This window comes from Cedecea selenatireducens, from assembly GCF_042138895.1.
In the GTDB taxonomy this organism is placed as follows: Bacteria; Pseudomonadota; Gammaproteobacteria; order Enterobacterales; family Enterobacteriaceae; genus Cedecea; species Cedecea selenatireducens.
In genome coordinates this window covers 78,940-93,004 of the sequence record NZ_JBHIKW010000009.1, presented here as the reverse complement: position 1 = coordinate 93,004, position 14,065 = coordinate 78,940, and the positions used below count along the sequence as shown (strand labels likewise).

The 14,065-nt window shown below is 54.7% G+C and carries 14 protein-coding genes; 11 read left to right on the top strand and 3 right to left on the bottom strand.

All coding sequences use genetic code 11. The features are described 5' to 3' along the window. The first annotated feature begins 5 nt into the window (after positions 1 to 5). From kdpC to potE, 7 genes are all read left to right on the top strand, one after another. A complete protein-coding gene (kdpC, locus tag ACE38U_RS15520) occupies positions 6 to 581 on the top strand; it encodes a potassium-transporting ATPase subunit KdpC (protein ID WP_375530084.1) in 576 nt (191 codons plus the stop codon). A 12-nt stretch (positions 582 to 593) separates the two neighbouring features. Then, positions 594 to 3,281: a two-component system sensor histidine kinase KdpD gene (gene kdpD / locus ACE38U_RS15515; protein ID WP_176982612.1), complete on the top strand. Its 2,688-nt coding sequence runs from the start codon at positions 594 to 596 to the stop codon at positions 3,279 to 3,281. Next, positions 3,278 to 3,955, top strand: a complete 678-nt coding sequence (gene kdpE / locus ACE38U_RS15510; protein ID WP_038474631.1) for a two-component system response regulator KdpE — start codon at positions 3,278 to 3,280, stop codon at positions 3,953 to 3,955. The genes kdpD and kdpE overlap by 4 nt, the downstream gene beginning before the upstream one ends. Positions 3,956 to 3,991: 36 nt before the next feature. Beyond that, positions 3,992 to 4,420, top strand: coding sequence for an EamA family transporter (locus ACE38U_RS15505; protein ID WP_038474634.1), 429 nt, complete (start codon positions 3,992 to 3,994; stop codon positions 4,418 to 4,420). Positions 4,421 to 4,666: 246 nt separating this feature from the next. Further along, a complete protein-coding gene (speFL, locus tag ACE38U_RS15500) occupies positions 4,667 to 4,771 on the top strand; it encodes a leader peptide SpeFL (protein WP_144244031.1) in 105 nt (34 codons plus the stop codon). Positions 4,772 to 5,046: 275 nt separating this feature from the next. Continuing rightward, positions 5,047 to 7,206: an ornithine decarboxylase SpeF gene (gene speF, locus ACE38U_RS15495; protein WP_038474637.1), complete on the top strand. Its 2,160-nt coding sequence runs from the start codon at positions 5,047 to 5,049 to the stop codon at positions 7,204 to 7,206. 32 nt (positions 7,207 to 7,238) lie between these two features. Further along, positions 7,239 to 8,558, top strand: a complete 1,320-nt coding sequence (potE, locus tag ACE38U_RS15490; protein WP_176982611.1) for a putrescine-ornithine antiporter — start codon at positions 7,239 to 7,241, stop codon at positions 8,556 to 8,558. 43 nt (positions 8,559 to 8,601) lie between these two features. On the opposite strand, the gene pgm is transcribed toward potE, so the two are convergent. Together pgm and seqA are read right to left on the bottom strand one after the other, a co-directional pair. Then, on the bottom strand, positions 8,602 to 10,245 hold the full coding sequence (gene pgm / locus ACE38U_RS15485) for a phosphoglucomutase (alpha-D-glucose-1,6-bisphosphate-dependent) (RefSeq protein ID WP_038474643.1): 1,644 nt from the start codon (positions 10,243 to 10,245) through the stop codon (positions 8,602 to 8,604). 27 nt (positions 10,246 to 10,272) lie between these two features. After that, a complete protein-coding gene (gene seqA / locus ACE38U_RS15480) occupies positions 10,273 to 10,821 on the bottom strand; it encodes a replication initiation negative regulator SeqA (RefSeq protein ID WP_038474645.1) in 549 nt (182 codons plus the stop codon). A gap of 174 nt (positions 10,822 to 10,995) precedes the next feature. Between seqA and ybfF the strand changes: the two genes are divergently transcribed. The 4 genes from ybfF to fur all read left to right on the top strand — a co-directional run bounded on the left by ybfF (position 10,996) and on the right by fur (position 13,619). Then, on the top strand, positions 10,996 to 11,772 hold the full coding sequence (gene ybfF / locus ACE38U_RS15475; RefSeq protein ID WP_375530083.1) for an esterase: 777 nt from the start codon (positions 10,996 to 10,998) through the stop codon (positions 11,770 to 11,772). A gap of 132 nt (positions 11,773 to 11,904) precedes the next feature. After that, positions 11,905 to 12,183, top strand: a complete 279-nt coding sequence (gene ybfE, locus ACE38U_RS15470) for a LexA regulated protein (RefSeq protein WP_052049066.1) — start codon at positions 11,905 to 11,907, stop codon at positions 12,181 to 12,183. A gap of 179 nt (positions 12,184 to 12,362) precedes the next feature. Then, positions 12,363 to 12,893, top strand: coding sequence for a flavodoxin FldA (fldA, locus tag ACE38U_RS15465; RefSeq protein WP_081948222.1), 531 nt, complete (start codon positions 12,363 to 12,365; stop codon positions 12,891 to 12,893). Between the two features lie 279 nt (positions 12,894 to 13,172). Then, positions 13,173 to 13,619: a ferric iron uptake transcriptional regulator gene (fur, locus tag ACE38U_RS15460; RefSeq protein ID WP_008456106.1), complete on the top strand. Its 447-nt coding sequence runs from the start codon at positions 13,173 to 13,175 to the stop codon at positions 13,617 to 13,619. Between the two features lie 98 nt (positions 13,620 to 13,717). Here fur and chiQ read toward each other — a convergent pair whose 3' ends face one another. Next, positions 13,718 to 14,044 carry a ChiQ/YbfN family lipoprotein gene (gene chiQ / locus ACE38U_RS15455; RefSeq protein ID WP_154185177.1) on the bottom strand — a complete coding sequence of 109 codons (327 nt, stop codon included), beginning with the start codon at positions 14,042 to 14,044 and terminating at the stop codon, positions 13,718 to 13,720. Positions 14,045 to 14,065 lie beyond the last annotated feature (21 nt).

The following is a 14,065-nucleotide window of genomic DNA, read 5'->3' as shown; positions in this document are numbered from 1 at the left end:
AGAACATGGCTACGTTACGCCCCGCTTTATTACTGCTGATTATCCTGACGCTGATTACCGGCGGGGTTTACCCCCTCGTCGCCACGCTGCTGGGGCAGTGGTGGTTCCCGGCCCAGGCCAACGGCTCATTGATCGTTGAAGACGGTAAAGTTCGTGGTTCAGAGCTGATTGGCCAGAACTTTACTAACGCAAAATATTTCCAGGGGCGCCCTTCTGCCACCTCGGATAGCCCCTATAATCCAATGGCATCCGGCGGCAGCAACCTTGCGGCCAGCAACCCGGAGCTGGACAAAGAGGTTAAGGCTCGCATTAGCGCGCTGCGTGCGGCTAACCCGGACGCTAATCCGGCGGTCCCGGTTGACCTGGTAACCACGTCGGCCAGCGGCCTGGACGGGCAGCTTTCTCCCGAGGCTACCGCGTGGCAAATTCCACGGGTGGCTAAAGCCAGAAATCTTCCGGTTGAGCAGGTCGCTCGCCTGGTGGCTGAAAACACCACGACGCCGCTGGTGAATTTTATCGGCATGCCGGTAGTGAACATCGTTAAGCTGAACCTGGCGCTGGACCATCTCCAGGCGAAGTAAAAAGGACGCGTTATGACCGAGGAGCCGCTGCGCCCCAACCCCGATAAGCTGCTGGAGAAAGTAAACCGCCAGCCGCGTGGGAAACTGAAAATCTTCTTCGGCGCCTGTGCAGGCGTCGGGAAAACCTACGCAATGCTTCAGGAGGCGCAGCGCCTGCGAGCGCAGGGCCTCGATGTGCTGGTGGGCGTGGTGGAAACCCACGGCCGCCAGGAAACCGCCGAACTATTAAAGGGGCTGACGATTCAGCCCCCTCGTCGTATTCATCACCGGGGGCGCCTGGTTCAGGAATTTGACCTGGACGCCGCCCTCGCCCGCAATCCGGCTCTGATTCTGATGGACGAACTGGCGCACAGCAACGCGCCAGGGTCGCGCCATCCCAAACGCTGGCAGGATGTTGAAGAGCTGCTCGAAGCCGGCATCGACGTTCTGACCTCAGTCAACGTTCAGCACCTCGAAAGCCTGAATGACGTGGTGGGCGGCGTAACCGGGATTCAGGTACGCGAAACCGTCCCCGATCCTATTTTTGACGCGGCCGACGAAGTTGTGCTGGTTGACCTGCCGCCGGACGATTTGCGCCAGCGCCTGCACGAAGGCAAAGTTTATATCTCCGGTCAGGCCGAACGCGCCATCGAACATTTCTTCCGTAAAGGCAACCTGATCGCCCTGCGCGAGCTGGCACTGCGACGTACGGCGGACCGCGTAGACGATCAGATGCGTGCCTGGCGGGATAATCAGGGGCAGGAAAAAGTCTGGCACACGCGTGACGCCATCCTGCTGTGCATCGGCCACAGCAACGGCAATGAAAAGCTGGTTCGCACCGCCGCACGCCTGGCCGCCAAGCTCGGCAGCGTCTGGCATGCCGTTTACGTTGAAACGCCGCAGCTTCATCGCCTGCCCGAACACCAGCGCCGCACCATTCTCAGCGCGTTGCGGCTGGCTCAGGAGCTGGGCGCAGAAACCGCCACGCTAGCCGATCCAAATGAAGAGAAAGCGGTACTGCGCTATGCCCGCGAGCACAACCTCGGCAAAATCATTATTGGCCGCCACACAACGCGCCGCTGGTGGCACCGCACCTCTTTTGCCGATCGCTTAGCCAGACGCGCCCCGGACCTCGATCTGGTGATTGTCGCGCTGGATGAAAAACCTCTCCCCTCCCCGACCAGAGCGCCGGACACCAGGGCCTTAAGCGAGAAGTGGCGGATTCAGCTGCGCGGCTGCGCCGTGGCGGTGGTGCTTTGCGCGTTCATCACGTTTATCGCCAATCAGTGGCTGGTTGCCTTTGATGCCGCCAACCTGGTGATGATCTACCTGCTGGGCGTGGTTATCGTGGCGCTATTTTATGGCCGCTGGCCGTCGGTGCTGGCGACAATAGTCAACGTTATCAGCTTTGACCTGTTCTTTATTGCTCCGCGAGGCACGCTCGCCGTCTCGGATGTGCAGTACCTGCTAACCTTCGGCGTGATGCTCACCGTGGGGCTGGTGATCGGCAATCTGACCGCTGGCGTGCGCTACCAGGCGCGGATCGCCCGCTATCGTGAGCAGCGCACACGTCACCTGTATGAGATGTCTAAAGCGCTGGCCGATGACCGAACGCCGCAGGACGTCGCCGCCACCAGCGTGCAGTTCATCAATAATACTTTCCAGGCCCGCAGCCTGCTGCTGCTGCCGGATGAACACGGGAAGCTCAGCCGCATCGCTGCCGAAGGTGAACCCGCTCAGTTGGATGAGGCTATTGCCCGCTGGAGCTTTGATAAAGGGCAACCTGCCGGGGCTGGAACCGATACGCTACCGGGCGTGCCCTACAGAATTCTGCCGCTCAGCACCACGGAAAGAACGCTGGGCCTGCTGGTCGTCGAGCCGGAAAACCTGCGCCAGCTGATGATCCCCGAGCAGCAGCGCCTGCTGGAAACCTTTACCCTGCTGGTAGCCACCGCGCTGGACAGGCTGCTGCTCACGGCCAGCGAAGAACAGGCGAGACTTTCCAGCGAGCGCGAGCAAATTCGTAACTCGCTGCTGGCGGCACTTTCGCACGACCTGCGTACGCCGCTCACCGTCCTGTTCGGCCAGGCAGAAATCCTGACGCTGGATCTCGCCAGCGAAGGCTCAAAACATGCCCCGCAGGCCAACGAGATCCGCCAGCACGTGCTAAATACTACCCGGCTGGTGAATAACCTGCTGGATATGGCCCGCATTCAGTCCGGCGGCTTTAACCTGCGTAAAGAGTGGCTGACGCTGGAAGAAGTGGTTGGCAGCGCGCTGAAAATGCTTGAGCCGGGCCTCGGCGGTCGCCATATTGCCCTCACTCTGCCCGACCCGCTGATGCTCATTGAAGTCGACGGCCCGCTGTTTGAGCGCGTGCTGATCAACCTGCTGGAAAACGCGGTGAAATATGCCGGCTATAAAGCCGACATTGGCATTAAAGCCAGCGCCACGGCGGACAGGCTGGATCTGGAAGTCTGGGACAGCGGCCCGGGGGTTCCGGCTGGTAAAGAGCTGCTGATCTTTGATAAATTTGCCCGCGGTAACAAAGAGTCAGCGATTCCAGGCGTTGGGCTTGGGCTGGCTATCTGCCGGGCGATTGTTGAAGTTCACGGCGGCACAATTTATGCGCTCAACCGCCCGGAAGGCGGTGCCAGCTTCCACGTTGTGCTACCTTTATCGCCTCCCCCCGAACTCCCTGAAATGATTGAGGCGCTGTGACAACGGTTCTGATAATTGAGGATGAAAAAGAGATCCGCCGCTTTCTGCGCACCGCGCTGGAAGATGAATCGTTGCGCGTGTTTGATGCCGAAACGCTGCAGCGCGGCCTGATTGAAGCCGCCACCCGCAAGCCGGATCTGGTGATTCTGGATCTCGGCCTGCCGGACGGCGACGGTATCGATTTTATTCGTGACTTCCGCCAGTGGAGCCAGACGCCAATCATCGTGCTGTCAGCCCGAAGCGACGAACAGGCAAAAATTGCCGCGCTGGATGCCGGTGCGGACGATTTTCTCAGCAAGCCCTTTGGCATTGGCGAACTGCAGGCCAGGCTACGGGTTGCCCTGCGCCGCCACGCCAGCATGGTTCAGCCCGATCCTGTTTATCAATTCTCTGCCATTACGGTCGATCTCTCTTCGCGCCGCATCACCCGCGGCGAAGAGGAAATTCACCTTACCCCGATAGAATTCCGCCTGCTCGCAACCCTACTGAATAACCACGGAAAAGTGCTGACACAGCGCCAGCTCCTCAACCAGGTTTGGGGCCCCAATGCCGTGGAGCACAGCCACTATCTGCGCATTTATATGGGCCATCTGCGCCAGAAGCTGGAAAGCGACCCTGCCCGCCCTCGCCACCTGCTAACCGAAACCGGCATCGGCTACCGCTTTATGCTGTGAAAGAGTAACCTCTTGTCCGTTCAAGAGGAGCCTTTTATGAGCGCATGGTTAATGTATGCCCTGCTATCTGCCGCCACGGCGGCGCTGGTAGCTATTTTTGGTAAGGTTGGTTTGCAGCATCTGGATGCCAATACCGCTACGGCCGTTCGCGCCGTAGTCATGGCGCTATTCCTGGTCGGTGTGGTGGTGGTTCAGGGTAAGATGAACCTGGTCAGTACGGTGTTTGCCGACAAAAAAGCGCTGCTGTTTATTCTGCTGAGCGGCGTGGCCGGAGCCCTTTCGTGGCTGTTTTACTTTATGGCGATTAAAAACGGCGAAGTCTCTAAGGTTGCGCCGATAGACAAGCTAAGCGTGGTGTTTGCCGTGATCCTGGCGGTGATTTTTTTCGGCGAGAAAGTTTCGCTGATTGCCGGTATCGGCGTGGCGCTGATCGCCTGCGGCGGTTTGATGGTTGCTCTGGGCTAAACTCTTCCTTCGGGCGCCTCAGGGCGCCTCCCACCTAACCTATTGAAATCAGATCATTTAACTACAAACAACAACACATAATAAACAATTCCACTACCATTAGATCTTTATGCAAACCTATTCACTACTTTATGCATAACCCATGAATTTTTATTTCTGTTTCACCTTTTATTTGTTGATAAAGCTCACAGTAAAAGGCTTTTCGCCAGATAAAATGGCACTACCTTTACATAAAAGGATAATCAAATGGAAAACAACAATCGGGTTATGCCTCATATCAGGCGCACAACGCATATTATGATGGTTTCCCACCGCAGCTGTTTTGACTTCCACTTCTTTGACGCTCTCTAACCTTTCAGACAGCAGACACTGAATTAGCCTTGTTATCTCCGTTACCTGATTCATTTTGGGTGGCCCATAACCTGCGTCTAATTTCGTCGGCAACAAAATAAAATCTGTTTATTCGCGGCTGCTGGGCCGTCGGGATTTTATTATTCAAAAAAATGACCTGGCACACTGACTATTATTATTGAGTCAGCGGCACGCTATTGTCATTTTCCAGCCACCCACAATTGCTGAGCTATTAGCAATTGCAGGACAACTTTATCTGAAATAAAGGTTATATTATGCAATCTTTAAAAATCGCGCTTAATCGTAATTGCCCTGACTGCTTTACTACCGAAAGAGAAATCGTCAATTTATTGTCCACTGATTTCATCGACGTGGCCGCCGCCGTGCTGTCGGTACCCGACTTGTACAGCGGCATCATGGAGCAGATAGAGCAGACCGGCTTTGGCCTGCCGGTGTTTGTGGCGATTAACGAGAGTGAAATGATCCCGGAGGAATATTACTCCCGCATCACCGGCATTTTCGAACCCAGTGAAACCAAGTCTGAATATTATGGCCGCCAGCTGGAAGCCGCGGCAGAAAAATATGAAAACGGTTTACGCCCGCCATTTTTCGACGCCATGGTTAATTATGTCGAACAAGGAAACAGTGCTTTTGATTGCCCGGGACACCAGGGCGGCCAATTTTTCCGCCGTCACCCTACCGGTAATCAGTTCGTTAATTTCTTTGGCGAAACGCTGTTCCGTTCTGACTTATGTAATGCCGATGTTTCAATGGGCGACCTCCTTATTCACGAAGGTGCACCAAGTACTGCGCAACAGCACGCAGCTAAAGTTTTTAATGCCGACAAAACTTATTTCGTACTTAACGGAACCTCATCATCCAATAAAGTCGTATTAAATGCGTTGTTAACGCCGGGAGATTTAGTTTTATTCGATCGTAATAACCATAAATCGAATCACCATGGCGCATTAATTCAGGCCGGTGCGACGCCGGTTTATCTGGAAACTGCCCGCAACCCGTATGGCTTTATCGGCGGCATTGACGCGCACTGCTTTGAAGAGCGTTACCTGCGTGAGCAAATCGAAGCGGTAGCGCCAAACCGCGCCCGCGAACAACGCCCCTTCCGCCTGGCGGTTATCCAGCTCGGCACCTATGACGGCACGGTGTATAACGCGCGCCAGGTGGTTGATAAAATCGGGCATCTTTGCGACTACATCCTGTTTGACTCGGCCTGGGTGGGCTATGAACAGTTTATTCCGATGATGGAAGCCTGTTCGCCGCTGCTGCTCGAGCTGGATGAAAACGATCCGGGAATTTTGGTTACGCAGTCGGTGCATAAGCAGCAGGCTGGCTTCTCACAAACCTCCCAGATCCACAAAAAAGATAGCCATATCAAAGGGCAGGCGCGCTACGTTAACCATAAACGCATGAATAACGCTTTTATGATGCACGCTTCAACCAGCCCGTTTTATCCTCTGTTTGCCGCGCTGGACGTCAACGCCAGAATGCACGAAGGCGAAAGTGGCAAACGTATGTGGATGAACTGCGTGGAAACCGGAATCGATACACGCAAACTGCTGCTGAAAAGCTGTAAACACCTGCGCCCGTTTGTACCGGTGCTGGTAGACGGTAAACCGTGGGAATCGTTCGAAACCGAGGAAATTGCCAACGATCTGCGTTTCTTCCACTTCGTACCCGGCGAGCGCTGGCATGCCTTCGAAGGCTACGCCGAACATCAATATTTTGTCGACCCCTGCAAGCTGCTTCTCACGACGCCGGGCATTAATGCAACCACCGGCAAATACGAAGCCTTTGGCGTGCCCGCTACCATCCTCGCTAATTACCTGCGTGAAAACAGCATCGTGCCTGAGAAATGCGACCTGAACTCTATTCTGTTCCTGCTCACCCCGGCTGAAGACATGGCAAAAATGCAGCATCTGGTCGCCCACCTGGTACGCTTTGAGCATTTGCTGGAAACCGATGCCCCGCTCGCCGAAGTTCTCCCTTCTTTATACCACCAGTATCAGGAACGCTACGAAGGCTACACCCTGCGCCAGCTATGCCAGGAAATGCACGATCTTTACGCCAGCCTCGACGTGAAACAGCTGCAAAAAGAGATGTTCCGCCACGACCATTTCCCACGCGTTGCGATGAATCCTCAGCAGGCAAACCTTGCGTTTGTTCGCGGCGAAGTTGAGCTGGTGCCGCTCAGCGAGGTGGAAGGCCGTATTGCTGCAGAAGGCGCCTTGCCTTACCCACCGGGAGTGCTGTGCGTAGTGCCGGGAGAAATTTGGGGGGGTTCCGTACAGCACTATTTCCAGGCGCTGGAGGACGGCATTAACCAGCTTCCCGGCTTCGCGCCGGAATTGCAGGGCGTGTACATCGAAGAGTGCGACGGACGTAAACGCGTCTGGAGCTATGTGCTGAAACGCTAATTTCCCACCACTTTCACGTTGAGACTTTGATTATGGCAACGCAAAAAAGCAACAAGATGGGCGTGGTGCAGCTGACTATCCTCACCACGGTGAACATGATGGGCTCGGGCATTATTATGCTGCCCACCAAGCTGGCAGAAGTCGGGACTATCTCGATTATCTCCTGGCTGGTTACCGCCGTCGGCTCGATGGCGCTGGCCTACGCCTTTGCCAAATGCGGGATGTTCAGCCGCAAATCCGGCGGTATGGGAGGGTATGCCGAATACGCTTTCGGCAAATCCGGCAACTTTATGGCCAACTACACCTACGGGGTATCGCTGCTGATTGCGAACGTTGCGATTGCTATTTCGGCTGTGGGCTACGGCAGCGAACTGTTCGGCGCGATACTGTCGCCGGTGCAAATTGCTATCGCCACTATCTGCGTACTGTGGATTTGTACCGTCGCCAACTTCGGCGGAGCGCGCATAACCGGGCAGTTGAGCAGCATTACCGTCTGGGGCGTGATAATCCCGGTGCTTGGACTGTCGATAATCGGCTGGTTCTGGTTCAGCCCTTCCCTGTATGCCGAATCGTGGAACCCGCACCATGTTCCGTTCTTTGAGGCCGTTGGTTCTTCTATCGCGATGACGCTGTGGGCCTTCCTTGGGCTGGAGTCCGCCTGCGCCAATACCGATGTAGTGGAAAACCCGGAGCGCAACGTGCCAATTGCCGTGATGGGCGGCACGCTGGGCGCGGCGGTGATTTATATTATTTCAACCAACGTAATAGCCGGGATTGTACCCAACGTCGATATCGCTAACTCTACGGCACCGTTTGGCGTGGCTTTTGCCCAGATGTTTAATCCGACGGTCGGCAAGGTGATCATGGGTCTGATGGTGATGTCGTGCTGCGGCTCGCTGCTCGGCTGGCAGTTCACCATCGCGCAGGTGTTTAAATCATCCGCCGATGAAGGCTACTTTCCGAAAATCTTCTCCCGCTTGTCAAAGGCTGACGCCCCGGTCAAAGGCATGCTGATCATTGTTATGTTCCAGAGTTTGCTGTCGCTGATGACCATCAGCCCTTCGCTGAACAAACAGTTCAACGTGCTGGTTAACCTGGCGGTGGTCACCAACATCATCCCTTATATTCTGTCGATGGCGGCGCTGGTGATTATTCAGAAACTAGCGAAGGTAGAGGCAGGTAAAGCGAGGATGGCGAACATAATTGCCCTTATTGGCGCGATTTACAGCTTCTACGCGCTGTACTCTTCCGGGGAGGAGGCAATGCTCTATGGTGCGATGGTGACGTTCTTAGGCTGGACGTTGTATGGCCTGGTGTCACCGCGTTTTGAATTAACCGACAGGCACATCTGATAAAAAAGGGAGCGGTAATTCGCTCCCTTTCTTCACAGTACTTTTACTTCGCGTTCTTCAGCACTTCGCTGACAATCTCTACCGCTTCTTTCTCAATCTGCTCGCGGTGCTCTGCGCCCAGGAAGCTTTCACAGTAAATTTTGTAGGCGTCTTCGGTGCCGGAAGGACGAGCGGCGAACCAGCCGTTCCCGGTCATCACCTTCAGACCACCGATGGAAGCGCCGTTGCCCGGTGCTGCCGTAAGGCGGGCGGTGATCGGGTCACCTGCCAGCGTGTCTGCACTGACCATTTCTGGCGACAGCTTAGACAGCGCGGCTTTCTGTGCGGAGGTCGCCGGAGCCTGAATACGGTTGTAGCTTGGTGCGCCAAAGCGTGCCGCCAGCTCGTCGTAATGCTGCTGCGGGTTTTTGCCCGTTACGGCGGTGATTTCTGCCGCCAACAGGCACATGATGATGCCGTCTTTGTCGGTCGACCATGGCGTGCCGTTAAAACGCAGGAACGATGCCCCGGCGCTTTCTTCACCACCGAAGCCGAAGCTGCCGTCGAACAGGCCGTCGACGAACCACTTAAAGCCAACCGGGACTTCCACCAGCTTGCGGCCCAGGTCTTCCACCACGCGGTCGATCATCGCGGAAGAAACCAGGGTTTTGCCTACCGCTACATCTTTGCCCCACTGCGGACGATGCTGGAACAGGTAGTTAATAGCCACGGCCAGATAATGGTTAGGGTTCATCAGGCCAGCAGGCGTAACTATACCGTGGCGGTCATAATCCGGGTCATTAGCAAACGCCAGATCGAATTTGTCGCGCAGCGCCAGCAGGCCCGCCATCGCACATTCGGAGGAGCAGTCCATGCGGATTGCGCCGTCTTTATCGAGATGCATAAAGCGGAAAGTCTGATCGACCTGATCGTTAACGATGGTCAAATCCAGGTTGTAGTGCTTCGCGATACGGTGCCAGTATTCGATCCCGGAGCCGCCGAGTGGGTCAACGCCCAGCTTCAGGCCTGCTTTTTGAATCGCGGCCATGTCGACGATATCCACCAGGCCTTCGATGAACGGCTGAACCAGATCCTGCTCCTGAACGTGGCCACTTTCCCAGGCTTTATCCAGAGAGATACGCTTCACGCCTTTCAGGCCGTCGGCCAGCAGCGCGTTAGCGCGATCTTCAACGACTTTGGTGACGTTGGTATCAGCCGGGCCACCGTTTGGCGGGTTGTACTTAATACCGCCGTCGTCCGGTGGGTTGTGGGATGGCGTGATAACAATCCCGTCCGCCTGAGCGCCGCCCTTTTGGTTATGCACCAGAATGGCGTTAGAAACCGCCGGCGTTGGGGTGTAGCCGTTATCCTGCTGCACAATAACGTCCACGCCGTTGGCAGCCAGCACTTCCAGCACGGAGATAAACGCAGGTTCGGACAGTGCGTGGGTATCTTTGCCCACATAGCACGGACCGGTGATCCCATTCTTCGCACGCTCTTCAGCAATAGCTTGCGCAATCGCCAGAATATGAGGTTCGTTAAAGCTATGACGCGCCGCACTGCCGCGGTGGCCGGAAGTCCCGAATTTCACCGCGTGTTCACTATTACCCACCACAGGCTTCAGCACGTAATACTGCGCCGTAAGCTGGGCTACGTTAATCAAATCGCTCTGTTGTGCAGGCTGGCCCGCACGATCGTGGTTAGCCATTGGCTCTTCCTTACTGACGCCAGGTTTTTAAATAGTGCCGCAAACCTTTTCAATCAGCTCCGCAGGGAACTGCATTGACTGCATGATGTGTTCAACCATGCTGCATTTACGACCAGTATTCGTATTGGTGATCACCCAGTATGGGGTGCCCGGAACATGTTTAGGCTTGGTTTGATTGCCGTTTGCCAGCAGCGTTTGCTCATCACCGGCAAAATAGACGCGAGTGCGGCCATGCAGGGATTCTGTCGCTTCGCCGAAGGTCTTCGCGTCCAGCTGATACAGCGTGGACAGCACCATCATAAAGCGGTTTACGGCCTTATTCTGAGCGGCATATTCATCCGAAAGCAGCAGCTCACGAACGGCGCGCACGCGGTTGCGGGCGGTGTTCGCAGGCTTCTCTTCAACAACGGGAGCCGCAGCGCGCTCAGGCGCGGCTGGCGTAGGAGTGGCTGCTGGTGTTTGCCCGGCGGTAAATTTAAGCATGCGCCGTAAAATGTCTGACGCGCTCTCGCCAATGTGCTTAGTCTGACTGGCAATGTAGCGGTAAAGCTCGTCATCAACTTCGATTGTTTTCATCTTAATCCAGTACGATATCTTTTCTGAATACAAGTCGTTGGGAGTATAGGGTCAAATCCCAACAGCGAACAGGAGGGGCGACTCAAAGTCAGAGTAAACTGAATATTTGCCGCACGCCCGCAGGAATGCCAACATGATACCCTAACCAAACGAACCAAAATAAAGAACTTTGCCATGAAATTAAATGCTCGCCTGCAAACTGCGCAACAATCGAATAGCAATTCCCCTATCGTACTGATCCACGGCCTGTTTGGCAGCCTGGATAATCTCGGCGTGCTGGCGCGGGATCTGGGTAAAGATCATACTTTGCTGCAAATAGATCTGCGTAACCACGGGCTGTCTCCGCGCAGCGACGATATGAGCTATGCCGCAATGGCCGGCGACGTTCTGGACACGCTTGATGATTATGGTATCGAGAAAGCCACGTTTATCGGTCACTCTATGGGCGGCAAAGTGGTGATGGCGCTGGCGGCTCTTGCCCCCCAGCGCATCGATAAACTGGTGATGATTGATATCGCTCCGGTTAACTATCAGGTTCGCCGTCACGACGAGATTTTTGCGGCGATTCGTGCGGTCACTGAAGCAGGCGTTGAGACTCGCCAGCAGGCGGCGCAGATCATGCGCGAACACGTAGAAGAAGAAGGCGTCATTCAGTTTCTGCTGAAGTCTTTTGCCGACGGCGAGTGGAAGTTCAACGTGCCGGTGCTTTGGCAGCAATACGAAAGTATCGTTGGCTGGCAACCCGTTCCCGCCTGGCAGCATCCCGCCTTATTCATCCGTGGCGGGAACTCGCCGTATGTTGATGAAAGCCACCGCGAGGCGCTTTTAAGTCAGTTCCCGCAGGCTCGTGCGCACGTCATCGCTGGCGCGGGCCACTGGGTTCACGCTGAAAAACCGGAGGCAGTTTTACGCGCAATTCACCGATTTATCGACGCGGAACCGAAAAACTGATTAAAAACAGAACGACCGGCCAGCAGAAGTCGCTAACGCGTTGGCGGGAATGGCGCGCTGATGTATGATGGCGCGCTTAATTGCACCGGCACCCTGCCCCTGCAGCCAGAATTTCCTGTCAGTATCCTAATCATGGCAAAAGAACAAACGGACCGTACTACATTAGATCTGTTCGCGGACGAGCGTCGCCCCGGGCGGCCTAAAACCAATCCGCTCTCGCGCGATGAGCAGCTGCGTATTAATAAACGCAATCAGCTTAAGCGCGACAAAGTGCGTGGTTTGAAGCGAGTTGAGCTAAAACTGAACAATGATGCGGTCGACGCCCTCAACCAGCTTGCCGACGCCCGCAGCATCAGTCGTAGCGAACTGATCGAAGAGATGTTGCTCGAGCAGCTTAAAAAGCTGGGATAGCGCTTTCTGTTGCCCTGCCCGTCATCTGAAATCTCAAAAGGGTGAGCAAAACCATGTTGCAGACTGTGCACCCCGCCGTGATAGCTGTTTCCGCTGGTGGAGCTGTTCTGCTATGATTGCCCTATACGTGGGCATTGAACGGCCAGCATACTATTAAGTTTCAAGAGGTTATTTTACTCATGGCAATCGTAGGCATTTTTTTCGGCAGCGACACCGGTAACACCGAAAATATCGCAAAAATGATTCAAAAACAGCTCGGTAAAGACGTTGCTGAGGTGCATGACATTGCTAAAAGCAGCAAAGAAGATCTCGAAGGTTTCGACATTCTGTTGCTCGGCATCCCAACCTGGTACTACGGCGAAGCGCAGTGCGACTGGGATGATTTCTTCCCTACTCTCGAAGAAGTCGATTTCAACGGTAAGCTGGTTGCGCTGTTCGGCTGTGGTGACCAGGAAGACTACGCGGAATACTTCTGTGATGCGCTGGGTACCATTCGCGATATCATCGAACCGCGCGGCGCCGCTATCGTAGGCCACTGGCCGACCGCGGGCTACCACTTTGAAGCGTCAAAAGGCCTGGCAGACGACGACAACTTTGTCGGTCTGGCCATCGACGAAGACCGCCAGCCGGAACTGACCGCCGAGCGCGTTGAGAAGTGGGTCAAACAGATTTCTGAAGAACTGAATCTGGCCGATATTATTAACGCCTGATTTGTCTGGCGCAAATGCAGCGTTTGCGCCATCTTGATAGCTTGTAGCAATGAAAATAATTGCTACAAGTTTGTAACTTTCTCGTACATCCCTGTACAATGTCTTCCTGACAGCTTGGCTGATAATTACTGTAAATGGCGACGCCGCCACGATTTTTCAGCCTCATTTTGCACCATACTTGCGGTTCCCATTTAGAAGCAGCAGTTCTATAATGAGACGCATTACTCTTTACGCTCACTGCAGTTTGAGCGAATCGTTAAGCAACAGGACACTTTCCGCATGACTGACAACAATACCGCATTAAAGAAGGCCGGCTTGAAAGTCACGCTTCCGCGATTGAAAATCCTCGAAGTGCTGCAAGAGCCGGTAAATCATCACGTCAGCGCGGAAGACTTATATAAACGTCTGATCGACATGGGCGAAGAAATAGGCCTGGCGACGGTCTACCGCGTGCTGAACCAATTTGACGATGCCGGGATCGTGACCCGCCATAATTTTGAAGGCGGCAAGTCCGTTTTCGAGCTGACCCAGCAGCATCACCACGATCACCTTATCTGCCTCGATTGCGGCAAAGTAATCGAGTTCAGCGATGATTCTATTGAATCGCGCCAGCGTGAAATTGCCACACGCCACGGTATCCGCCTGACTAACCACAGTCTCTATCTGTACGGACACTGTGCCGAAGGCGACTGCCGCGAAGACGACACCGCGCACGATCCTAAATAAGTAATCCGCATTAACGAACGCTGCCGAACAGGTGGCGTTTAAAAGCAAAAACCGGCAGGTTTCCCTTGCCGGTTTTTTTATTGACTGAAAAAACGTAATCAGCTGTTATTCGCGCGAATTTCTTGCCAGATTTTATCGCAGCGAACCTTCGCGGCTTCATCATTCCCGCTCTTTCTTGCCTGAATGCATTTCTGATAATCCAGCACGCTCACGGTCTCTTTTTCAACAAACGCTTTGTGCTGTTTTTCCTGGCGCAGTACGTTCAGCACGCTCTGGCAGGCTTCGATTTTATCCGGGTTGCCTTCTGCGGTATTGATACAAGCGCTGTAAGCCTGCTTCAGATGTGAATCTTCCGGCGGAGCCGGGGGCTGAACGCAGGCGGAGAGCGTGAAAGCCACGGCGGTAACCAGCAGGATTTTTTTCATGTTCAGTTCCTTATAAAAAAC

Bases quoted from the DNA above. Each gene is read 5' to 3' on its own strand.
- fur (WP_008456106.1), top strand. From the start codon at position 13,173: ATGACTGACAACAATACCGCATTAAAGAAGGCCGGCTTGAAAGTCACG.
- ACE38U_RS15505 (WP_038474634.1), top strand. From the start codon at position 3,992: ATGAGCGCATGGTTAATGTATGCCCTGCTATCTGCCGCCACGGCGGCG.
- ybfF (WP_375530083.1), top strand. From the start codon at position 10,996: ATGAAATTAAATGCTCGCCTGCAAACTGCGCAACAATCGAATAGCAAT.
- chiQ (WP_154185177.1), bottom strand. From the start codon at position 14,044: ATGAAAAAAATCCTGCTGGTTACCGCCGTGGCTTTCACGCTCTCCGCC.
- kdpD (WP_176982612.1), top strand. From the start codon at position 594: ATGACCGAGGAGCCGCTGCGCCCCAACCCCGATAAGCTGCTGGAGAAA.
- kdpC (WP_375530084.1), top strand. From the start codon at position 6: ATGGCTACGTTACGCCCCGCTTTATTACTGCTGATTATCCTGACGCTG.
- fldA (WP_081948222.1), top strand. From the start codon at position 12,363: ATGGCAATCGTAGGCATTTTTTTCGGCAGCGACACCGGTAACACCGAA.
- ybfE (WP_052049066.1), top strand. From the start codon at position 11,905: ATGGCAAAAGAACAAACGGACCGTACTACATTAGATCTGTTCGCGGAC.
- seqA (WP_038474645.1), bottom strand. From the start codon at position 10,821: ATGAAAACAATCGAAGTTGATGACGAGCTTTACCGCTACATTGCCAGT.
- speF (WP_038474637.1), top strand. From the start codon at position 5,047: ATGCAATCTTTAAAAATCGCGCTTAATCGTAATTGCCCTGACTGCTTT.
- speFL (WP_144244031.1), top strand. From the start codon at position 4,667: ATGGAAAACAACAATCGGGTTATGCCTCATATCAGGCGCACAACGCAT.
- potE (WP_176982611.1), top strand. From the start codon at position 7,239: ATGGCAACGCAAAAAAGCAACAAGATGGGCGTGGTGCAGCTGACTATC.
- pgm (WP_038474643.1), bottom strand. From the start codon at position 10,245: ATGGCTAACCACGATCGTGCGGGCCAGCCTGCACAACAGAGCGATTTG.